Genomic DNA, 21,055 nt, shown 5'->3' with positions numbered 1-21,055 from the left:
GGCGGACGCAACTGTCGCCCCCGGTCTAACTCCTCCCCAGAACGCTGTCAATGATTGGTCCGGACATACGGACTAATGCTTGACACCCATCTCCCCGGGCGCCGAGGCTGGAGCGCATGACCACCTCCGCACCCCCTCCGGCCCGCATCCGCATCGGCTCCGCGCCCGATTCCTGGGGGGTGTGGTTCCCCGACGATCCGCAGCAGGTGCCCTGGCAGCGCTTCCTCGACGAGGTCTCCACCGCTGGGTACGAGTGGATCGAGCTCGGCCCGTACGGCTACCTCCCGACCGATCCGGCCCGGCTCACCGACGAGACCCGCAGCCGCGGGCTCAGCGTTTCCGCGGGCACCGTTTTCACCGGATTGCACCACGGCCCCGGCGTCTGGGAACGGACCTGGGCGCATGTCGCGGACATCGCGGAGCTCACCCGGGCGATGGGCGCCGACCATCTCGTGGTCATCCCGTCGTTCTGGCGCGACGACAAGACGGGCGAGGTGCTGGAGGACCGCACCCTCACCGCGGAGCAGTGGAGGGACCTCACCACCCAGACGGAGCGGCTGGGGCGCGAGGTGCGGGACCGCTTCGGTCTGCGCATCGTCGTCCACCCGCACGCCGACACCCATATCGACAGCGAGGAGAACGTCAGCCGCTTCCTCGACGCCACCGATCCCGCGCTGGTCTCGCTCTGCCTCGACACCGGGCACTACGCCTACTGCGGCGGCGACAGCGTCAAGCTGATCGAGACCTACGGTGAACGGATCGGCTATCTGCACCTCAAGCAGGTCGACCCGGAGATCCTGGCCGAAGTGGTGGCGAACGAGGTGCCGTTCGGGCCGGCAGTGGCGCGCGGGGTGATGTGCGAGCCGCCGCGCGGGGTGCCCGCCCTGGCGCCGGTGCTGGACGCCGCCCGCCGGCTGGACGTGGACCTGTTCGCGATCGTCGAGCAGGACATGTACCCGTGCCCGCCCGACGCGCCGTTCCCGATCGCCCGCCGCACCCGGGAGTTCCTGCGCTCCTGCGGCGGACCCGGGCTGGCCGCCCGACACGCCTGACGGCACGCTTCAGGCGGTCAGGCCGATCCGGTGCGGTCCGGAGCGCCGAAACGGGCCAGGCAGTGCCAGACCTTCTTCAGCGACTGTGCCGCGTAGCGGCCGGTGCGGGCGGCCTCCCCGATGATCCGGGGGTCGAGCAGTCCGCCCCGGGAGATCTCCACGCCGAGATCGGTGAACTCCTGCCCCCGGTAGTCCGCGTGGCGGCGCAGCTCCGCCACGGTCAGGCGGAACCCGCCGTGCCATTCCGTACGGCAGGGCAGCCGCCGCGCGGCCTCCTCGACGGCGGTGCCCCGGAAGCTCGGGTCGAGCACCAGCGCCTCCGGATGGCGGTCCAGCAGGACCGGGCCGTGCACCTGTGCCTCGATGTAGTCGTCGAGCGCGTCCCGGCTGTCGGACTCCGCGAGTTCGATGAGGCTCATCCGGCCGGCGACGCCGAAGTCCGAGGGCTCGGCGGCGCTGTCCGGGTAGCAGAAGGTGGCCCGCTCCAGCGTCTGCGCGGTCAGCCTGAAGTGCGCCGAACCGAACCGTGGCGCCGCCCCGGTCTCCTGCCGCCGGAAGTTCAACGCCCCGTACACCGGCCGCTGCTCGCCCGGCACACTGTCGTACGCGCCGCCGAAGATCCGGCTCTCCCAGCGCCACCGGTCACCGCCCGGACGGGCCGTCAGCCCGCCGTTGCTGGTGCCGGTGACGAACTGCGAACGGTAGACGCCGTCCTGGGCGAGCGCGGCCAGGATCGGGCGGCCGCCCGCCATCCGGTCCGGGTGGAAGTTCAGCGTGAGCGGTACGGAGCGGTACGGAGCGGTCCAGCGGCGGCCCCGAGGAGAGAGAGGCCACATGGCTCAGGGCACGCGCCTGCGCCGAGCCCGCCGCAGAGGAGCCGAGGGAGAAAGAGGAGGAGAGGGATGGGGACGGGGATGGGGATGGGAGTGGGAGTGGGGATGGGTACGAGGTTGGGGAGGAGTCGGCGGTCACCGGCGCAGTCTCCCGCAACGCGGCCCATCCCTGCCTCCGGATTACCTGGCCTCCGGCTCCGCGGACCGGACGTCCTGCGCCGCCGCGACAGCCTCCGCGTCCTTCGACAGGTTCACCGCCTGGAGCAGGCTCAGGCTCCGCTCGGCCGTGCGCAGTGCCTTGATCGCGGCCACGGTGCGGGGCGGGCCCTCGTACCCGGTCGATGCCATCCTGCGCAGCGCCCAGCGGCCGCGCAGCTCCGCGTCCGGAACCGCACCGGCCTCGGCGGCGAGGGCCATGGCCCTTTCCAGGCCGGGGCGTTCCTCGGCGGGTGCGGTGTCCAGAGCCTGCCGGAGCGCGGTGGTGATGTCGTCCGCCTCGCGCAGCACGAGAAGGTCCATGTTCTGCTTCCCAAAACCAGTCATAAAACGATCGTGCCCGGAGTAGGTCTCGGTATCACCGCAGTTGAGGCACATCTGAGGTGCAGTAATCGGGTCGCGTGGTCCCGCAGGCGCGCAGGGAGCCTTTACTCCAGTTCGCCCCGGTTCGCTCCTTCCATCACGGAGATCACTCCCTCGTCACACATATCTCCATTTCGCAGGTGTTTCGTCACAGATGCTCGACAGCCCCTCCCCGCCTCTCATCGTGCTCGTTCACCCGGACACAGGCTGAGTGATCGTCGGCGTCGGTGCGCAGCTCCTCCGACGACTCCCAGGCTGCCGCTGCGGCAGAGAGAGGTGTCACCCATGACGGACAGGAAGCTCTGGTCCTACAAGGACATTGCCGCTCACATCCGGGTGCAGCCGGACAGTGTCCGCTCCTACCGGAAACAAGGTCTCCTTCCGCCACCGGATCATGTGGAGGGCGGCAAGCCGTACTGGTACGCGGACACCATCCGCACCTGGGTCACCACCCGCCCCGGCAACCGGCGCCGCCGCGACTGACCCGCCCCCGCCCCGCGCCTCCCTGCCAGGTCGCCTCCCCCGGATCACCACACCGCCACCAGCCGAATCCACCCTCCGCCCGTCCGTCCCCGGCCCCGCCCGGATCTTCCGCCTGTGGCTATGTCCCGCTGGTGACTCTGTCCCGCCCGGCGGCGGGCCGGGGTATCTCCTCGGCCGCCGACGGTGCGGGCTCTCCTTCGCTCAGGCCGAATCGCCGGTGGAACGCCCGCAGCGGTGCCGGAGCCCACCAGGTGACCCGGCCCATCAGCTTCATCACGGACGGGACCAGCAGGCTGCGCACGACCATGGCGTCCATCAGCACGGCCAGTGCGATGCCCAGGCCCAGCATCTTGGTGTTGGTCACCCGTGAGGTGCCGATCGCGACCATCACCACCGCGAGGATCACGGCCGCCGCGGTGATCAGACCACCGGTGTGCCGCAGTCCGAACGCGACCGAGTGCTCGTGGTCGCCGGTCCTGTCGTACTCCTCCTTGATCCTCGAGAGCAGGAACACCCCGTAGTCCATGGAGAGTCCGAAGGCGACGCAGAACATCAGCACCGGCAGTGTCGTCTCTATGTCCCCGGTGCTGGTGAAGGCGAGCGGCCCGGACAGATGCCCGTCCTGGAACACCCAGACGACGGCTCCGAACATCGCCGTGAGGCTCAGGGCGTTGAGCACGACGGCCTGGAGGGGGATCAGCACGCTCCCGGTGAGCAGGAAGACCAGCAGCAGGGTCACCACCACGATGATGCCCACCGCCCAGGGCAGCCGGTCCGCGATGGCGGCCTTCGAATCGACCAGTACGGCGGCGGTGCCGGTCACCGAGGTGTCGAAGGGGGCTGGCTCGGCCCGGAGATCCTTCACGAGCGCCTGCGACTCCTCCCCCACCGACGCCTCCTTCGGCAGCACGCTGAAGTAGGCAGACTCTCCCTCGACGACCGGCCCTTCGACCCGCAGGGCGCCCGGGAGCGCCGCGATCCGGCTGCGGTACTCGGCGTACTGGGCCGGTGTCGCGGCCCCTTCCGCGAGGACTTCGAGGCCTCCGCCGGGGCTGCCGGGGAACCCGTCCCTGATGTGCTCCTGGACCACGCGCGACTCGGCGGAGGCCGGCAGCTGGCGGTCGTCCGCGGTACCGAACCTCACCCCCAGGAACGGCAGTCCGAGCAGCACGAGCCCCACGCTCGTGACGACGGCGAAGAGCGGCGCCCGGCGCAGCACGAGTGCGGCGAACCGCCCCCACCCCTTCCCCGCGCCGGTCGCGGTGGACGGCGGCTCCGCGCGTCCCCGGCGCAGCGTCTTCCGCAGGTCCAGGGAGTTGATCCGAGGGCCGAGCAGCATCAGCGCGGCGGGCAGGAGGATCAGCGCGGCAGCGGCGGCCAGCACCACGACGGCGATGCCCGCGTAGGCGAACGAACGCAGGAAGTACTGCGGGAAGACCAGCATCGCGGCGAGCGAGACCGCGACAGTCAGCGCGGAGAACAGGACGGTCCGCCCCGCCGTGCGCAAGGCCGCACCCACCGCCTCGCGCGTCGGCGCACCGGCCGCGAGCTCCTCGCGGAACCGGCGCACGATGAACAGGGCGTAGTCAATGGCCAGCCCCAGGCCGAGTGCGGTGGTGAGGTTCTGGGCGAAGACCGAGACATCGGTGAGTTCGGTGATGCCGCGCAGCACGGCGTTGGTGCCCAGGATCGCGACGATGCCGACCCCCAGCGGCAGCAGGGCGGCAACCGCGCTGCCGAAGACCATGACGAGCAGTACGAGCGTGACCGGCAGGGCGATCATCTCGGCCCGCAGCAGATCGTCCTGGATGATCGTCTGCATCTCGTGGCGCACGGCGACGGGCCCGCCGACCGAGACCTCCACCGGTCCGTGCGCGCCCCGGTACTCCGGGGCCAGCCGGTCCAGGACCTCCCCCGCCGTCTTCTCGTCGCCCTCGATCCTGGCCGCTATCAGCGCCTCCCGCCCGTCCTCGGCACGCAGGGCGGGTGCCTTGCGCTGCCAGTACGAGCCGACGCCCGTGACGTCCTTCTCGCCGGCCAGCCGCTCGGTGAGGCGCGCCGCCTCGGCGGCGACGGCGGGATCGTCGACGGAGACGCCGCCGCTGTCGAGGAGCAGCAGCAGATTCGGCTGGGACGCCGGGAACTCGCGCTCCAGGGCCTTGGTCGCATTGGTCGATTCGGCGTTCGGGGACTCCCAGCCGCCGCTGCCCATCCGGTCCGCGACCCCACTGCCGGCGAAGACCGCGAGCGCCGTGATCACGAGGGCCGCCAGCAGTGCGAGCCGTGGCCGCGCGGTGACGAAGCGCGTCCAGCCCCCGATGCGCTCCGAGCCATTGACCTGAGGCATGGTGCCGTGTCCCCTTTTCCCCCGGATCCAGGCACCCGGGCGGCAGCGCGAGGCGGCTGCGCAGGGCAGCATGGATCAGTCGTTGCCACATACACTGGCAAACACGAGTCATCGCTCGCGTTCCACAAGAATGCGAGCGGCCACTCGTGTTTGTCAACCGCACACGAAAGCTGGGGATACACCGTGTCGGAGTCCGGACCCGCCACCGCCCGCCCACGCCGCCGCCAGGCCCGCGGCGAGGCCCGCATCGCCCAGCTCCTCAAGGCCGCCTCCAGCGTGTTCTGCGCGAGCGGCTACACCGCGGCGAGCACCAACGCCATCGCCCGGGAGGCCGGGGTCTCGCCGGGCACGCTCTACCAGTTCTTCCCCAACAAGGAAGCCATCGCGGTCGAGCTGGGCGACCAGCTCCTGAGCCGCTGGCAGGAGACGTACGGAGCCGCGTTCCTCCCGAACCACTTCGAACTCCCGCTGGACCGGCTGCTCGACGCCATCCTCGACCCGCTCATCGAGTTCAACTGCGAGAACCCGGCCTTCATGGTCCTGATGCACGGCTCCGAGATCCCCGGCACGATCACGCAGGACCACGACGCCATCCACACGGCGATGCTCACCCGGGTCGAGACGATCCTCGCCGGCTACCTCCCGAGCGCCCCTCCCGCCGAGCTCACGCGCGTCGCCACGATGCTCTTCGCCCTCTTCAAGGCGGGACTGGACGTGATCATGGCGCACGAGGGAGCGGAGCGGGAGGCGTACACCAAGGAGCTCAAGACGGCCCTCTTCCGCTATCTCGAACCGATGGTCTGCTAGACCGAACCCAGCACCGGACCCACCGCCGCACCGCCGCCTCCCCGAACGGCCGCCGAGGACTCGCGCCGCTCGCATTCATACCCCCTAGGGGTATAGTGTGGTGAGTGTGGAGGCGCACCGGCCTTCCCGGAACCCTCCCGGGCGCCTGTCTCCACACCCATCATGTGCCCGTCGAAGAGGAGAAAAACGATGACCGCCGAGACCCAGCTCCCCCAGGCGACCGGCTCCTGCTGCTCCCCCAGCGGCTCCTGCCACGACGGCGCGAGCGCCGACGCGAAGCAGGGCGGTGTGACCACGGTCTACCAGGTCACCGGCATGACCTGCGGTCACTGCGAGGGCGCCGTTTCCGAGGAGATCTCCGGAATCGACGGCGTCACCTCGGTGAAGGCGGTGGCGTCCACCGGCCAGGTGACGGTGACCTCCCGGGCCCCGCTGGACGAGGAGGCCGTACGCGCCGCCGTCGACGAGGCCGGTTACGAGCTCACCGGCCAGGCCTGACCGCCGGAACCCCCAGGATCCACTCCATCCGCGTCACCCTTCGCCGCCGGGCCGGACCGACCAGCAGATACTGGTGGGGTACGGCCCGGTCGGCGTTTCAGGAGTTCGGACATGCACAGCGCGACAGAGACCGAAGCCCCGGCAGCGGAGGGTTCGGAGGCCGAGTTCGTGATCGGCGGGATGACCTGCGCCTCCTGCGCGGCCCGCGTCGAGAAGAAGCTGAACCGGATGGACGGGGTCACCGCCACCGTCAACTACGCCACCGAGAAGGCCCGGGTCTTCTACGGCCCGGAGACCGGCGTCGCGGATCTGATCGCGACCGTCCGGAAGACGGGCTACACGGCGGAACCGGTCCACCCCCCCGCTCCGACCCCAGCCCCGGCGCCGAAAACGGCACCTACAACAGCCACGACACCCACGCCCTCCTCCTCTTCCTCCTCCGACACAGCAGCCACAGAGGCCCCCAGCTCCACGAACGCGCCAGCCAACTCCACCGACCCCGACCCCGACCCGGAACCCGACCCCGACCCGGGCACCGACCCGGACACCGATCCCGGCCCCACCCCCGCCCCGGACTCCGACCGCCCGGACACCGCCCTCGCCTCGCTGCGTCAACGGCTCACCGTGTCGGCCGTCCTCGCCGTCCCCGTCGTCCTGCTCGCGATGATCCCGGCCCTCCAGTTCGACAACTGGCAGTGGCTCTCGCTCACCCTGGCCGCCCCGGTCGTCGTCTGGGGCGGACTGCCCTTCCACCGGGCGACCTGGACCAACCTCCGGCACGGCGCGGCCACCATGGACACCCTCGTCTCGGTCGGCACCCTCGCGGCCTTCGGCTGGTCGCTCTGGGCGCTGTTCCTGGGTGACGCCGGGATGCCCGGCATGCGGCACGGCTTCGACTTCACGGTCTCGCGCACGGAAGGCTCCTCCACGATCTATCTGGAGGTGGCCGCCGGAGTCGTCACGTTCATCCTGCTGGGCCGTTACCTGGAGGCGAGGTCCAAGCGGAAGGCGGGCTCCGCCCTGCGGGCCCTGATGCACCTGGGCGCCAAGGACGTCGCGGTGCTGCGCGACGGCACCGAGGTACGCGTCCCGGTCGCCCGGCTCGGCGTGGGGGACCGCTTCGTGGTCCGGCCCGGCGAGAAGGTCGCCACCGACGGCACGGTGGTCGAGGGCATCTCCGCGGTGGACGCGTCCATGCTCACCGGCGAGTCCGTCCCGGTCGACGTGGCGGCCGGGGACTCCGTGGCCGGCGCGACCGTGAACGTCTCCGGCCGACTCGTCGTCGAGGCCACCCGGGTCGGCGCCGACACCCAGCTGGCCCGGATGGCGAGGCTCGTCGAGGACGCGCAGAACGGCAAGGCCGAGGCGCAGCGGCTCGCGGACCGGATCTCCGCGGTGTTCGTACCCGTGGTCATGCTGATCGCCCTGGTCACCCTGATCGCCTGGCTGCTGGCCACGGACGACGTGACGGCCGCCTTCACCGCCGCCGTCGCCGTACTGATCATCGCCTGCCCCTGCGCCCTCGGCCTCGCCACCCCCACCGCCCTCATGGTCGGCACCGGACGCGGCGCCCAGCTCGGCATCCTCATCAAGGGACCCGAAGTCCTGGAGACCACCCGCCGCGTCGACACCATCGTCCTCGACAAGACCGGCACCGTCACAACCGGAAAAATGACCCTCCAGGCCGTCCACACCACCCCCGGCACCACAGAGACCGACGCCCTGCGCCTCGCCGGAGCACTGGAACACGCCTCCGAACACCCCATCGCCCAGGCCGTCGCCACCGGAGCCACCGAACGCACCACCAGCCCACTCCCCACCCCCGAGAACTTCAGCAACATCCCCGGCCTCGGCGTCCAGGGCGTCGTCGAGGGGGTCAAGGTGCTCGTAGGCCGCCCGCGGCTGCTCACCGAAGCCGGAATCGACCTTCCGGATGTGCTGATCGCGGCTCTGACGGAAGCGGCCGCGCAGGGACGCACGGCGGTCACCGTCGCCTGGGACGGTGCGGCGCGGGGCGTCCTCGAAGTCGCCGACGCGGTCAAGGAGTCCAGCGCGGCGGCCGTCGCGGACCTTCGCGCACTCGGTCTGACACCCATCCTGCTGACCGGCGACAACCGCGCGGTGGCTGACTCGGTGGCCCGCGCGGTCGGGATCGACGAGGTGCGGGCCGAGGTGCTTCCCGAGGAAAAAGCGCACGTCATCGAACGTTTGCAAGCCGAGGGACGTGCGGTCGCGATGGTCGGGGACGGGGTCAACGACGCCGCCGCACTGGCCACCGCCGATCTCGGTCTGGCGATGGGAACCGGCACGGACGCGGCGATCGAGGCGAGTGATCTGACGCTGGTTCGTGGAGATCTCAAGGTGGCCGCCGATGCCATCCGGCTCTCCCGGCGTACCCTGGCCACCATCAGGGGCAACCTTTTCTGGGCATTCGGTTACAACGTTGCTGCTCTACCCCTTGCGGCATTTGGCCTGCTCAACCCTATGATTGCAGGAGCGGCGATGGCGTTCTCATCGGTCTTCGTCGTAACGAACAGCCTGCGCTTGAGGTCCTTCACGTAACGTCCACAAAGAGATCTAGATCACACCGATTCGGGGGTAACCATTCGGTGGGTTCGCGAGTCTAAGAGTGCGATGCCAAAGGATGTCTTGGGGGACGTCCGACGGAGAGTCTTGGGGGACGCTCCGGGCAAGCGTTGGCCGGGGCACGTGCACCGGGGAGCTTTGAGCGGCCCTCCCGTCGGTACGTACCCCGGCAGACCGCCGGCAGGAAGGCTGTACGAGAGGTAAGCGCAGGACACGCAGTACCCGAGGAACCCAGGAGCTTCGGCTCCCACTGAACGCCCGGCCGGATCCCGTGGGGGGAATCCGCTCCGGGATATGGGAAGCGCCTCGCTGTCGGCCCGTGGGGGGATCGACGGCGGGGCGCTTCTCGCATGTACGGACCGGACCCGGCGAGACAAGTCCGGCCCGGACCCGGCGAGACCAGTCCAGCCCGGACCCGGCGAGAAATCTCCGGCCCGGACCCGGCGGGACAAGCAAATCGCCCCGGACACCGCGCTCTGTGCGAAAGCGCGGCAGTCGGGGCGAAGGCAACCGGCCGGGGGGCCGGGGTGAGGCAGGGGTGGTCCGGGGCTCAGCGGCCCTCGACCGGGACGAAGTCGCGCAGGACCTCGCCGGTGTAGATCTGGCGCGGGCGGCCGATGCGGGAGCCCGGCTCCTTGATCATCTCGTGCCACTGGGCGATCCAGCCCGGAAGCCGGCCGATCGCGAAGAGCACGGTGAACATCTCGCTCGGGAAGCCCATGGCCCGGTAGATGAGACCGGTGTAGAAGTCCACGTTGGGGTAGAGGTTGCGCGAGACGAAGTACTCGTCGGAGAGCGCGTGCTCCTCCAGCTTGAGCGCGATGTCGAGCAGCTCGTCGGACTTGCCGAGCGAGGACAGCACATCGTGGGCCGCGGCCTTGATGATCTTGGCGCGCGGGTCGAAGGACTTGTACACCCGGTGGCCGAAGCCCATCAGGCGGACGCCGTCCTCCTTGTTCTTCACCTTGCTGATGAAGGAGTCGACGTCACCGCCGTTGGCCTGGATGCCCTCAAGCATCTCCAGCACCGACTGGTTGGCGCCGCCGTGCAGGGGACCCCACAGCGCCGAGATACCGGCGGAGATCGAGGCGAACATGTTCGCCTGCGAGGAGCCGACCAGGCGCACGGTGGAGGTCGAACAGTTCTGCTCGTGGTCCGCGTGCAGGATGAGCAGCTTCTCCAGCGCCGAGACGACGACCGGGTCCGGCACGTACTCCTGGGCGGGGACCGAGAAGGTCATGCGCAGGAAGTTCTCGACGTAACCGAGGTCGTTGCGCGGGTAGACGAACGGGTGACCGATCGACTTCTTGTACGCGTACGCCGCGATGGTCGGCAGCTTGGCCAGCAGCCGGATCGTCGAGAGGTGACGCTGCTCCTCGTCGAACGGGTTGTGGCTGTCCTGGTAGAACGTGGACAGCGCGCTGACGACCGAGGACAGCATGGCCATAGGGTGGGCGTCGCGCGGGAAGCCGTCGAAGAACCGCTTGACGTCCTCGTGCAGCAGCGTGTGCTGGGTGATCTCGTTCTTGAAGGTCGACAGCTCGTCGACCTTCGGAAGCTCACCGTTGATGAGCGTGTACGCGACTTCGAGGAACGTCGATTGCTCGGCGAGCTGCTCGATCGGGTAGCCGCGGTACCGCAGGATGCCCTGCTCGCCATCGAGGTAGGTGATGGCGGACTTATACGCAGCGGTGTTGCCGTATCCGCTGTCCAGCGTCACCAGGCCGGTGTTCGCCCGGAGCTTCCCGATGTCGAAGCCCTTGTCGCCGACGGTGCTGTCGATCACCGGGTAGGTGTACTCGTCATCGCCGTACCGCAGTACTACAGCGTTGTTGGTGTGCTCGCTCACGTCATCCCTCACCGACGTAGTGCCTCTTCTTCGAGGTTCCCTGACTGTCTCCACCCTCCCCCATTTGGCTCAGGAGAGTGCACTCGGGGTCGTCCATTGGACCTACTCGCGGCACTGAGTGCCGCGAACTTATTCATCCTGCCCCCTTGACTGCGGTTCCGGAAGACCTCCGTGATGTTTCCCACCGATTTGATCGATCATTTTTTCGGCAGATCCTCCTTCCACACCTCCCCGCAGCCGGTAATCCAGCGCCGTGCAACGTCTGCCTGCGGAAACCGTGCGGACCGCCTGCCCGATCGCCTGCCGCGAGCCGACCAGGACGACGAGCTTCTTCGCCCTCGTCACAGCCGTGTAGAGCAGGTTCCGTTGGAGCATCATCCAGGCGCTCTTCGTCACGGGGATGACCACGGCCGGGTACTCGCTGCCCTGGGAGCGGTGGATCGTCATGGCGTACGCGTGGGACAGCTCGTCCAGCTCGTCGAAGTCGTAACCGATCTCCTCGTCCTCGTCCGTGAGGACGGTCAGCCTCTGCTCGTCGAGGTCGAGGGCGGTGACCACGCCGACGGTGCCGTTGAAGACGCCGTTCTCGCCCTTGTCGTAGTTGTTGCGGATCTGGGTGACCTTGTCGCCCACCCGGAACACCCTGCCGCCGAACCGCTTCTCGGGCAGACCGGGGCGGGCCGGCGTGATGGCCTGCTGGAGCAGACCGTTGAGATGACCCGCACCGGCCGGGCCGCGGTGCATCGGAGCGAGTACCTGGACGTCACGGCGGGGGTTCAGGCCGAACTTCGCGGGGATGCGGCGGGCCGCGACATCGACCGCGAGCACGCCCGCGTCCTCCGTCTCGTCCTCCACGAAGAGGAAGAAGTCGCTGAGGCCCTGGGTCAGCGGCGGAATGCCGGAGTTGATCCGGTGGGCGTTGGTGACGACGCCGGACTGCTGGGCCTGGCGGAAGATGGTGGTCAGCCGGACCGCCGGGACTGGTCCGCCGTCGGCCAGCAGATCCCGCAGCACCTCCCCCGCACCGACCGACGGCAGCTGGTCCACATCCCCGACGAGCAGCAGATGCGCACCGGGTGCCACCGCCTTGACGAGCTTGTTGGCGAGCAGCAGATCGAGCATCGACGCCTCGTCCACGACGACCAGATCGGCGTCCAGCGGGCGGTCCCGGTCGTACGCCGCGTCGCCGCCCGGTTTCAGTTCGAGCAGCCGGTGCACGGTGGAGGCCTCGGTCCCCGTCAGCTCGGAGAGCCGCTTCGCCGCCCGCCCGGTCGGCGCGGCCAGCACCACCTTGGCCTTCTTGGCGCGCGCCAGCTCCACGATGGACCGGACGGTGAACGACTTCCCGCAGCCGGGCCCGCCCGTCAGCACGGCGACCTTCCGGCTGAGCGCGAGGCGCACGGCGGCCTCCTGCTCGGGCGCAAGGGTCGCGCCGGTACGGCCCGCGAGCCACTTCAGGGCCTTGTCCCAGTCCACGCCGCCGAAGGCCGGCAGCCGTTCCTCCGGCGTCCGCAGCAGCCGCCGCACCTGGGCGGCGAGCGCGATCTCGGCCCGGTGGAACGGCACCAGGTAGACGGCGGTGACCGGCTCGCCGCCCTCGGGCGAGGGCACCTTCTCCCGTACGACGCCCTCCGGGTCCTCTGCCAGTTCGGCCAGGCACTCGATGACAAGGCCGGTGTCCACCTGGAGCAGCTTCACCGCGTCCGCGATCAGCCGCTCCTCGGGCAGGAAGCAGTGGCCCTGGTCGGTGGACTGCGACAGCGCGTACTGGAGCCCGGCCTTGACCCGTTCCGGGCTGTCGTGCGGGATGCCGACCGCCTGGGCGATCCTGTCGGCGGTGAGGAAGCCGATGCCCCAGACGTCGGCGGCCAGCCGGTAGGGCTCGTTCCGCACGACGGAGATCGAGGCGTCCTCGTACTTCTTGTAGATACGGACGGCGATGGACGTCGAGACGCCGACGCCCTGGAGGAAGACCATGACCTCCTTGATCGCCTTCTGCTCCTCCCAGGCGGCGGCGATCATCTTCGTCCGTTTCGGACCGAGGCCGGGGACCTCCACGAGCCGTTTCGGCTGCTGCTCGATGATGTCGAGGGTGTCGACGCCGAAGTGGGTGGTGATCCGGTCGGCCATGACGGGGCCGATGCCCTTGATCAGACCGGAGCCGAGGTAGCGGCGGATGCCCTGGATGGTGGCGGGGAGGATCGTCGTGTAGTTCTCGACGGTGAACTGCTTGCCGTACTGCGCGTGCGAGCCCCAGCGTCCCTCCATCCGCAGCGACTCCCCGGGCTGCGCCCCCAGCAGCGAGCCGACCACGGTGAGCAGATCGTTGGCGCCTCGCCCGGTATCGACGCGTGCGACCGTGTACCCGTTCTCCTCGTTGGCGTACGTGATGCGTTCCAGTACGCCTTCCAGGACGGCCATGTTGGGCGTGGGGGATGTCGTGGTGGACATGGGTGCGACGGTACCGGGCCGGGCTGACATCGCGGATCCCGCCCGGTGAAGGGCACATCGTCGCCCCGATACCACCGCAGTGACTTCGACGCCTGCCTCAGGGTCGCCGGGCGGTCTGCGCGGCATCCGTATGCTCCCGGCCATGAGATTCTTCCGGCCACGCGGCCGAAACGACGCCGAACGAATAGCGGGAACGCCTGTGGACGAGGCCAAAGCCCTCTACGAAGCGCGGCGTTATGCCGAAGCGGAGGCCGCGTCCCGCGCCGCAGCGCGGTCGCGGCCGCACAACGACGAGTACGCGGCGGTGGCGCTGAACATCGCCGCGCTCGCAACGGGCGCCCAGGGTCGCCACGCCGAGTCACTCGCCACCTACGACGAAGCGCTGGCGGCCTTCAGCCAGACATTCGGAGCCGATCACTGGCTGACCCTGAAGTTGCGCTCGGACCGCGCCCAGCAGCGGATCTCGCTCGGACAGCACGCCGAGTGCGAGGCGGAATGCAGGGCCGTCATCGAGGCCGCCGGACGCGGTACCGGGCCGGAGTGGAAACAGCTGACAGCGGCCGCCCGCAACGGGCTGGCCTTCGCCCTCAACGCACAGGGACGCCACCAGGAGGCCGAGGCACTCGCCCGCGAGTCCCTGGCCGCCTACCCCGAACGCGACCGGGGAGCTCTCGTCCTGCGACTCGGCCTGGCTCGCAGCCTCAATGGCCAATCCCGCTACGAAGAGGCCCTCACCGAGGCACACCGTGCCGACAGGCTGTACCGCTCGCTGCCCGAGCACCAGCGCCACCCGGATGTGGGCGCCGTCGAACTGGTCTCTGCTACTGCCCTGCTGGGACTGGGTCGCGCTCCTGACGCCCGCCGTCAGGCCGCGGCCGCTCACGATGCCTGCCTGGCCTCGTTCGGCCCGGACCACCGCCGCACCGTCGAAGCCCGAACGTTGCTCGAACGTATAGACGGCACTCGGCCATAGGCGCGCGCTGTTGACGGCCGACCTCGACCACGACGGACCGGGACCGGCGCCCCGGCCCGGCGGTCAGCCCGCCACCGCCATGATCGAGCGCCGGTGCTTCGGGGTCTCGATCTCGTCGATCAGCGCGACCGCGAGGTCCGCATAGGAGAAGGACGGCGCGCCGTCGGCCATCACCTGCCCGCCGCCCGTCCGGTACCGGCCGGTGCGCGGGGCCTCGTCGTCGAGCATCACGGGCGGCGGGGCGATGACGAGCCAGTCGATGTCCGTCTCTGCGGCGCGGAGCACGTCGAGTTCGGCGGAGTGCCCGAGCGAGAAGGCCCGCGCCTCCTCGGGGAAGCCGGGAGCGTCGTGGACGGCCACGCCGGGCGCGGTCTCCAGGACGGACCCGATGCCGATGAGCACCAGCCGGCCGACGCCCGCCCGCGCCAGCCCGTCCAGCAGGGCGTGCGCCGCGCCCACGTAGAACTCTGACGAGTCCATGTCCATCCGGCCCGCCGCGCTGATCGCCGCGTCGTGCCCGGCGGCGACCGCTGCGACGCTCTCCGCGTCGGTGACGTCCCCCGGGACCACGCTCACGCCCGCCCCGGCCAAGTCCTGGTACGACGACGGGTTCCGCACCACCGCCGTGACCTGATGCCCACGGGCGACGGCCTCCGCGACCGCCCGCCGCCCGGCCCGTCCACCGGCTCCGAAGACAACGATCCTGCTGCTCATGGGGTTCCCCCTCGCCAAGGCCCGCGGACCGCAGGCCGATGAGGCGGACGCTAGCCCGGCGCCCCATGGTTTCCGCAACGATAGTTACGTACGCTCGCCAGGGTGAGCCAACCACTTGATCCCGAAATGTTCACCGGCTGCTCCCACACCACTTCGCCGTTCCGGATCGGCGGCAAATGGACCCCGAAGATCATCCGGTGCCTGGAGTCCGGCCCGCGGCGCTTCTCCGAACTGGAGGTCCCGCTGCGCGGCATCACGCCGAAGGTGCTGACGGAGACCCTGCGCTCGATGGAACGGGACGGCCTGATCACCCGCACCGTCGGTGACGGGGTCCCGCCCCGAGTGGACTACGAACTGAGCGCGCTCGGCCGTACGTTGCTCGGTCCGATGGCCGCCTGCTGCGCGTGGGCGGCAACGCATCTGCCGGAGCTGGAGGGTGCGCGGGAGGCGTACGGGAGCGACATCGCGTGACCCTTCTAAGCATCCCTCATCGGGAAGGGGGTTCCGGACGGACCGGAATGTGCGCTCGGTTGAGGACGTGCTGCGGCTCATGGACGACCTGTTCGCACCTGGGGCGGACCGGTGGACGGAGAAGGCCGGAGGCTGCTGGGACGGGTTCTACGAGGACCGATCCAAGCCCGTGCCGTTCTTCGTGTCGAAGCCCGACGAGACGCTCGCCTCCTACGTGGAACGCGGACTGGTCACCCCGGGACGCGCACTCGACCTGGGCTGCGGCCCCGGACGCAATGCCCTGTACCTCGCCTCGCTCGGCTTCGAGGTGGACGCGGTGATCTGTCGCCCGGGGCCATCGCCTGGGCCGGGGAACGCACCGGGGAGGCGGGTGCGGACAGCCGGTTCCACTGCAGGGATGCCTTCGCCGAGCTTGCGCCACAGGGACCGTACGACCTGATCCACGACGCCGGGTGCTTCCACCATCTGCCGCCTGCCGCCGCACCGCCGGATCACGTATCTCGCCTACGTGGAACGGGTCCTGGCACCCGGCGGACACCTGTCGCTCGGCGCCTTCGCCTCCGGCGAGATGGGCTCGGAGCTGCCCGACGTGGAGCTCTACCGGACGGCCCGCATGCATGGCGATCTGGCGTACACCGAGGAATAGCTGCGCTGGATCTTCACGGGTCCGGACAGGGTATCGGGAGGTCGGGCTGCGCCGAATGCGGGACAAGCCAGCCGAATCCTCGTGGTTCGGTGAGGAGTTCCTGTGGGGAGCGCTGTTCCGGAGGACCGGGCAGGACCGCGCCGGGCGGTGACCGCCGGGGCGCCGAGTCCGTCAGGACGTCTGCTTGTCGCCACCACTGGGTGCGTGGCTCAGGTCCACGACACAGAAGATGTTGTCGTCCGGGTCGGCGAGTACAACGAAGTCAGACTCGGGAGGGTAGTGGTCCCAGTCGACGGTTCGCGCGCCGAGACCGACCAGCCGCTGGACCTCCGCCTGTTACTCCTCGGCCGTGTCCGTGAAGAGGTCCAGGTGGAGACGGGGGTGCGGCTCGGCCGGAGAGGCGCTGAGCATCAGGCCGAGGGCCCGGCCGGAACCGTCGGCATACATGAGCGTCCGCCACGTTTCGCTCTTCCACTCCTCGGCGGCGACCAGGTTCAACGCAGCGGTCCAGAAGGCCACTGCGCGGGGGATGTCCGTTACACCGATGACGGGGATTCCTAGTCTCAGCACGGACGCGAGCCTAATGGTTACCCCTGCCCCGTACTGATCTCTAAACCGCCGTTCGGATCTCGGATCTCGGATCTCGGATCTCTCCAGCTTCGAACAAGCGCGGGCCTGCTCACTCTTTCGCGGGTAGGGGAAAGGCGACGGGCCCGACGTTGAGCTCCGAGATTCGAGGGCCGAGACACGAGCTTCGAGATTCGAGCGGTGCCGTTATCCGGAAGGAAAATAAGGGGTTTAGGTAAACCCTCCCCACCTCCCCGACCCGTAACGCTCAGCAAGTGTGACTATTTGTGATCAGGTTGCGGCAGGCTGTCACAGCTGCATACGTTGCCCTCAACAAGTCGACCCCGACGCGGTGTTATCGCACCGGCCGGGGTCTTGCCCAAAGATCGATCGGAGCTCGACCTCATGGCTATCGAGAACCTTAGCCCTGCCCCGCGCACAGCCGCAGCTTCGCGCCCGTACGCCAAAGCCGCCCCCACCTACGGAAAGCGCAGCACACCCGACCAACGTCCGCCCAGCGCGGATGACTTCGCGCTGTTGCCGGAACGGGATCGGTACGTCGCCGGATATGTAGACCGACTTCCCGACGGAAGCGCCATGGACGTCAAGTCGCTGGCCAAAGCACTCCCTCTGTACGGCCAGATGGCCGTCGGCAGCGCCCTACGAGCCCTGAGCGCGGCCGGTCACCTGCGCCGCGTGCGGTGTCAGGTCGTCGACGCGGACAGCCAGAGCCGTTGGGTCACCCGTACCTTCTGGTCCCGTACCGCACGAGACAGCGAGTGGTGGATCACCTTCGCCCACGCCGGGGACCAGCGGACCATTCCACTGCCCGAGACGGAACCTGCCGCGCCCCCGTCGCTCTGGGCCGCCACGCCATCTGAGGAGCCCGTGGCCGCCGAGGCCCGGACGGTTCAAGCTGAGCCGGTGCAGCCGTCCGAGCCCTCGCAGCCCGCCCTCGCTCCCGCGCCCGTCGCGCAGCTCGTGCCCCAGCAGAGGTCCGCCAGCGAGGGCAACCCGGCCGGTCCCTCACCCGCGTACCTCGCCCTGGCCCAACTAGGCCGCGCCGAAACTCGCCTGGCTCTCTCCGCCGCCGATTGCGCTGTCCTCGAAGAGCTGGCTTCCGCCTGGCTGGACCGGGGCGTGAACACGGACTACCTCACCCGGGCCCTCACCGCTGGACTTCCCGCACAGGTGGACTCTCCCGTCGGCTTCGTACGCAGTCGGCTCATCACCAAGCTCCCGCCCAGCCTGCCCGTCGAAGCGTCACGGCCCACACCGGCCGGCCCTGTCCGCCGCGTCATGCTGGAGTGCACCGAATGCGGCGTACCCGGCCTACCCGAGGCACTCCCCGACGGCCTCTGCCGAGCCTGCCGTGCGCCTGCCCAGGTCACCGGCGACGCCCTGGGCGCCACCGCTTCGGGGCCCGGCCGACGCGACATCAACGCGCTGGTCGGTGATCTCCGCAATCTGATGCGAACGCCCTGACCCCAGCTGCCCGGAGCCTACTCGTCGAGTACGTGCGCCACGGCCAGGGCGATGCGGTCGATCCAATTGATCGCATCCGTGACGTCGGGCTCGGAAATGGGGCGCCGCTGCTTGAGGTCTCCGGCCACCAGATCCGCGTCGTGCGCGATCTTGTTGCGGCGGGTGGTGATGCTCATGAACTGAGCCTTCAGCGTCTTGTCCGTGTACGCGGTCCGGCCGCCCTGCCAGGTGTTGATCTGCGCGGCTGCGCCCTGCCAGATGTTCTTCTCCGTAACGAGCCTCAGTACCTCGGAGATGGCGCGGGGATTCTGGAGCGAGGCGTTGCCCCACCGCTCCTTGACGTGCTCGACGACCACATCGGCCAGCGTGACATCGCCTCGCTGCACAGCCTCGACCCGATGCAGAGGAATCTCGTAGTTACGGAGTTGGAGCGGCATGTCGGGGCTGTCCTTGACCGCCAGTTCGGCGACGCGGTGGAAGAGCTCCTCGTGGAACCAGTGGTCTATGGCCGCGACAGCCTGCACCCAGGCGGCGCGGTAGAAGTCGTCGACATCGACCGTGCCCGGCTGAAACGGTGCCAGATACCGCCCCGCGTCCACCATCTTGCGGGCATAGGCGAGGTTTGTAGTGAACGCCTCGAACTGGCTGGTGTCCGGCCTGGGAATGGCCATGGGTCGAGCCCCCGTACTGTCGCATGTTCGCTGAGCTGAGCTGCGTGAACAGGTTTCGTGACAGTCAGGGGGCTCGTCAAGCGCTTGGCCGAGTCAGCGGTTGCCGATGTCCGGTTCTTGGCGCTACGGCCGATTCCGGTCCGGATCGAGCTCGGCCGCCGCACCCAGCCGCGCACCCCGGCTCTCCGCGACCCGCTTGATCTCCCGCAGCGACTCGGTCAGCCGGCTCGCGAGAAAATGGACCTCCGCACCGGTGGCCTTCCGGTCGGCCAGGAGGCTGTCGGCGTGGCTGAGTAGGTCGTCCGCCATGTCGAGCTGGATGCTCTCGATATCGTCCGCCATGCGTGACACGTAGCCGGTGCCGTCCCCGATGACGTAACAGGGCTTGCCCTCCGACCCGGTCCACGGCAGGAGCCTGATCATGTCGGGTCCGTGTTCCCTGCCTTCCTTGCCGTTCACGCGGCCACACCGAATCCGTGCACGGCTAGCCGGAACGTGCGGTGGCGGGCACACTGACGCCACACCTCGACGGCCACCCGGGACGCCTCCTCGGCCAGTTGCCGCTCGTACGCGATGAGGTAGGGGCGGACGAGCGGGCTGTCCTTGCCGCGTGGGGGCCGTTCGCCGGTGCGGTAGGTGGTCGGTCCGGCTACGTAGCCGCAGGAGTACGGGTACGCGTGCGGGGCGGCGTCCCACTCCTGCGCGTACCGGCGACTGGGGCGGGTGTTCAGGAACCGCAGCAGCGGTTCGAAGAGTTGGGCGATAGCGTGCTTCACGTCAGCCTGCCTTCTCAGGGTGGCCACGCCCCCGGGCCGTTCATGGCGGCCGCGGGGGTTTCTGCGGCGCACGTCCACTGCTTTCTGTAGCGAGCTCATCACAGAGTGGGGTCAATAATCGCTACGCTGCCAGGGGGTTGGGGATGACAGCACGTACGTCAAGACGGGGAGTTGGATCACGTGGGGACGAAGCGAAGGCCGCGTACGCCTCGGGAGAAGTACGGCGAGGAGCTGAAGCTGCGACGCATCGCGGCAGGGCTGACGCAGGAGGCGCTGGGCGAGATGGTGGTGTGCTCGCCCACGCTGATCAGCCACTACGAGGCCGGGCGGCGGCTGCCGAGCCCGGAGGACGCCCAGCGCATCGACCGCGCGCTGGGCACGGACGGGTTCTTCGCCCGATGGCTGGAGGATCTGGACTCGAAGTTCGCGCAGTTCTTCACCCCCGTCGCCGAGTTGGAGTGCGAAGCCACGGAGGTGCGCCTATACGGCCTGTCTCTCATCCCGGGCCTTCTCCAGACCAGGGAATACGCTCGTGCGGTGTTCCAGGCGTACCGCCCCAACTACCGGGCGGATGAGCTTGACGAACTCGTTGTCAACCGCATGGAGCGCGGCCGGGTGCTGAGCGAGTCGAAGGCGCCAACCGCCTGGGCGCTTCTCGACGAGGCGGCTCTTCGACGGCGTATCGGCGGTCCGCAGGTGATGGCAGAGCAGCTGCGTAAGGTCGCGGACTTGGCGGAATCCGGGCGCCTGCGTCTGCACGTGCTCCCCTTCGGGGCAGGAGCGCACGCCCTTCTGGAGAGTGCGCTCTATCTGCTGGATTTCGCGGACGCCGCTCCACTTGCGTACGTCGAGGGCCTTCGCACGGGGAACTTGATGGACGATCCAACCTTGGTCGCTGCCTGCCAGGCGTCCTACACTCTCGCCCTGAGCGAGGCGGCCTCCCAACGGAATTCTGTGGACCTCGTCAGGGCCATCGCAGAGGAGCACAAACATGCACAGCATCAACCACACCGTCGCTGATGCGAGAGCGCTGACTGGTTGGGTCAAGTCCAGCTACAGCGGGGGGTCCAACGGAGACTGCCTTGAAGTCGCCATCGGCTTCACAGCCGTCCCCGTCCGCGACAGCAAGGCCCCCTCCGGCCCTGCCGTCGTCTTCTCCCTCACAGGCTGGTCGTCGTTCGTCGAGGCGATCAAGGACGGCGGGCTCAGCGCCTGAGCAACGCCACGCCCCGGGCGAATCATGACTCAGCATGGCCAGGTTCGCCGG

Annotated in this window: 19 protein-coding genes and 2 pseudogenes; 11 read left to right on the top strand and 10 right to left on the bottom strand. The window is 69.2% G+C overall.

Features of this window, described 5'->3' with window-relative positions; translation table 11 throughout:
- Positions 1–116 precede the first annotated feature (116 nt).
- The gene (locus tag ACIP89_RS01540; RefSeq protein ID WP_401922060.1) at positions 117–1,052 is read left to right on the top strand and encodes a sugar phosphate isomerase/epimerase family protein; all 936 of its coding nucleotides are present in this window, start codon (positions 117–119) and stop codon (positions 1,050–1,052) included.
- Positions 1,053–1,069: 17 nt separating this feature from the next.
- Here the strand turns inward: ACIP89_RS01540 and ACIP89_RS01535 are convergent, their stop codons facing one another.
- The gene (locus tag ACIP89_RS01535) at positions 1,070–1,888 is read right to left on the bottom strand and encodes a DUF3626 domain-containing protein (protein ID WP_402112341.1); all 819 of its coding nucleotides are present in this window, start codon (positions 1,886–1,888) and stop codon (positions 1,070–1,072) included.
- 177 nt (positions 1,889–2,065) lie between these two features.
- Positions 2,066–2,428 carry a hypothetical protein gene (locus ACIP89_RS01530; protein ID WP_401921602.1) on the bottom strand — a complete coding sequence of 121 codons (363 nt, stop codon included), beginning with the start codon at positions 2,426–2,428 and terminating at the stop codon, positions 2,066–2,068.
- A 321-nt stretch (positions 2,429–2,749) separates the two neighbouring features.
- Here ACIP89_RS01530 and ACIP89_RS01525 point away from each other — a divergent pair, with 321 nt between their 5' ends.
- Positions 2,750–2,947 carry a helix-turn-helix transcriptional regulator gene (locus ACIP89_RS01525; RefSeq protein WP_402112340.1) on the top strand — a complete coding sequence of 66 codons (198 nt, stop codon included), beginning with the start codon at positions 2,750–2,752 and terminating at the stop codon, positions 2,945–2,947.
- A gap of 118 nt (positions 2,948–3,065) precedes the next feature.
- Here the strand turns inward: ACIP89_RS01525 and ACIP89_RS01520 are convergent, their stop codons facing one another.
- Positions 3,066–5,294, bottom strand: a complete 2,229-nt coding sequence (locus ACIP89_RS01520; protein ID WP_402112338.1) for an MMPL family transporter — start codon at positions 5,292–5,294, stop codon at positions 3,066–3,068.
- Positions 5,295–5,477: 183 nt separating this feature from the next.
- On the opposite strand from ACIP89_RS01520, the gene ACIP89_RS01515 reads away from it, so the two are divergent.
- The 3 genes from ACIP89_RS01515 (at position 5,478) to ACIP89_RS01505 (ending at position 9,161) form a co-directional block, all read left to right on the top strand.
- Entirely contained in the window at positions 5,478–6,101 is a 624-nt protein-coding gene (locus ACIP89_RS01515; RefSeq protein ID WP_401922055.1) for a TetR family transcriptional regulator, read from the top strand.
- A gap of 189 nt (positions 6,102–6,290) precedes the next feature.
- On the top strand, positions 6,291–6,599 hold the full coding sequence (locus ACIP89_RS01510; RefSeq protein ID WP_402112335.1) for a heavy-metal-associated domain-containing protein: 309 nt from the start codon (positions 6,291–6,293) through the stop codon (positions 6,597–6,599).
- A 111-nt stretch (positions 6,600–6,710) separates the two neighbouring features.
- Positions 6,711–9,161 carry a heavy metal translocating P-type ATPase gene (locus tag ACIP89_RS01505; RefSeq protein WP_402112333.1) on the top strand — a complete coding sequence of 817 codons (2,451 nt, stop codon included), beginning with the start codon at positions 6,711–6,713 and terminating at the stop codon, positions 9,159–9,161.
- Positions 9,162–9,735: 574 nt separating this feature from the next.
- Here the strand turns inward: ACIP89_RS01505 and ACIP89_RS01500 are convergent.
- Positions 9,736–11,034: a citrate synthase gene (locus tag ACIP89_RS01500; protein WP_024492119.1), complete on the bottom strand. Its 1,299-nt coding sequence runs from the start codon at positions 11,032–11,034 to the stop codon at positions 9,736–9,738.
- Positions 11,035–11,163: 129 nt separating this feature from the next.
- Positions 11,164–13,485: an ATP-dependent RecD-like DNA helicase gene (locus tag ACIP89_RS01495; protein WP_402112331.1), complete on the bottom strand. Its 2,322-nt coding sequence runs from the start codon at positions 13,483–13,485 to the stop codon at positions 11,164–11,166.
- Positions 13,486–13,627: 142 nt separating this feature from the next.
- Between ACIP89_RS01495 and ACIP89_RS01490 the strand changes: the two genes are divergently transcribed.
- Complete coding sequence (locus ACIP89_RS01490) at positions 13,628–14,458, top strand: tetratricopeptide repeat protein (RefSeq protein WP_402112328.1); 831 nt, start codon at positions 13,628–13,630, stop codon at positions 14,456–14,458.
- Positions 14,459–14,521: 63 nt separating this feature from the next.
- Here ACIP89_RS01490 and ACIP89_RS01485 read toward each other — a convergent pair whose 3' ends face one another.
- Positions 14,522–15,172 (bottom strand): NAD(P)-dependent oxidoreductase, encoded by a 651-nt coding sequence (locus tag ACIP89_RS01485; RefSeq protein ID WP_402112325.1) that lies wholly within the window; start codon positions 15,170–15,172, stop codon positions 14,522–14,524.
- Positions 15,173–15,298: 126 nt separating this feature from the next.
- On the opposite strand from ACIP89_RS01485, the gene ACIP89_RS01480 reads away from it, so the two are divergent.
- Both ACIP89_RS01480 and ACIP89_RS01475 read left to right on the top strand, forming a co-directional pair.
- Positions 15,299–15,643 (top strand): winged helix-turn-helix transcriptional regulator, encoded by a 345-nt coding sequence (locus tag ACIP89_RS01480; RefSeq protein WP_402113461.1) that lies wholly within the window; start codon positions 15,299–15,301, stop codon positions 15,641–15,643.
- A gap of 79 nt (positions 15,644–15,722) precedes the next feature.
- Positions 15,723–16,440, top strand: a pseudogene (locus ACIP89_RS01475) (class I SAM-dependent methyltransferase).
- 20 nt (positions 16,441–16,460) lie between these two features.
- Here ACIP89_RS01475 and ACIP89_RS01470 read toward each other — a convergent pair.
- Positions 16,461–16,859: pseudogene (locus ACIP89_RS01470) on the bottom strand (VOC family protein).
- Positions 16,860–17,261: 402 nt separating this feature from the next.
- On the opposite strand from ACIP89_RS01470, the gene ACIP89_RS01465 reads away from it, so the two are divergent.
- A complete protein-coding gene (locus ACIP89_RS01465; protein WP_402112322.1) occupies positions 17,262–18,341 on the top strand; it encodes a MarR family transcriptional regulator in 1,080 nt (359 codons plus the stop codon).
- 17 nt (positions 18,342–18,358) lie between these two features.
- Here ACIP89_RS01465 and ACIP89_RS01460 read toward each other — a convergent pair whose 3' ends face one another.
- The 3 genes from ACIP89_RS01460 to ACIP89_RS01450 form a co-directional block, all read right to left on the bottom strand.
- Positions 18,359–19,012: a hypothetical protein gene (locus ACIP89_RS01460; RefSeq protein ID WP_402112320.1), complete on the bottom strand. Its 654-nt coding sequence runs from the start codon at positions 19,010–19,012 to the stop codon at positions 18,359–18,361.
- A gap of 123 nt (positions 19,013–19,135) precedes the next feature.
- Positions 19,136–19,435: a hypothetical protein gene (locus ACIP89_RS01455; RefSeq protein ID WP_402113458.1), complete on the bottom strand. Its 300-nt coding sequence runs from the start codon at positions 19,433–19,435 to the stop codon at positions 19,136–19,138.
- Between the two features lie 32 nt (positions 19,436–19,467).
- Positions 19,468–19,788 carry a hypothetical protein gene (locus ACIP89_RS01450; RefSeq protein WP_402112317.1) on the bottom strand — a complete coding sequence of 107 codons (321 nt, stop codon included), beginning with the start codon at positions 19,786–19,788 and terminating at the stop codon, positions 19,468–19,470.
- A gap of 180 nt (positions 19,789–19,968) precedes the next feature.
- Here ACIP89_RS01450 and ACIP89_RS01445 point away from each other — a divergent pair, with 180 nt between their 5' ends.
- Together ACIP89_RS01445 and ACIP89_RS01440 are read left to right on the top strand one after the other, a co-directional pair.
- The gene (locus ACIP89_RS01445) at positions 19,969–20,808 is read left to right on the top strand and encodes a helix-turn-helix domain-containing protein (protein ID WP_402112316.1); all 840 of its coding nucleotides are present in this window, start codon (positions 19,969–19,971) and stop codon (positions 20,806–20,808) included.
- Positions 20,780–21,004, top strand: coding sequence for a DUF397 domain-containing protein (locus ACIP89_RS01440; RefSeq protein ID WP_402112315.1), 225 nt, complete (start codon positions 20,780–20,782; stop codon positions 21,002–21,004). The genes ACIP89_RS01445 and ACIP89_RS01440 overlap by 29 nt, the downstream gene beginning before the upstream one ends.
- Positions 21,005–21,055 lie beyond the last annotated feature (51 nt).

The sequence above is a fragment of the Streptomyces sp. NPDC088730 genome, from assembly GCF_044751215.1.
Classification (GTDB): Bacteria; Actinomycetota; Actinomycetes; order Streptomycetales; family Streptomycetaceae; genus Streptomyces.
The sequence above is the reverse complement of the archived record's forward strand: the minus strand, read 5'-3'. Positions and strand labels throughout refer to the sequence as shown.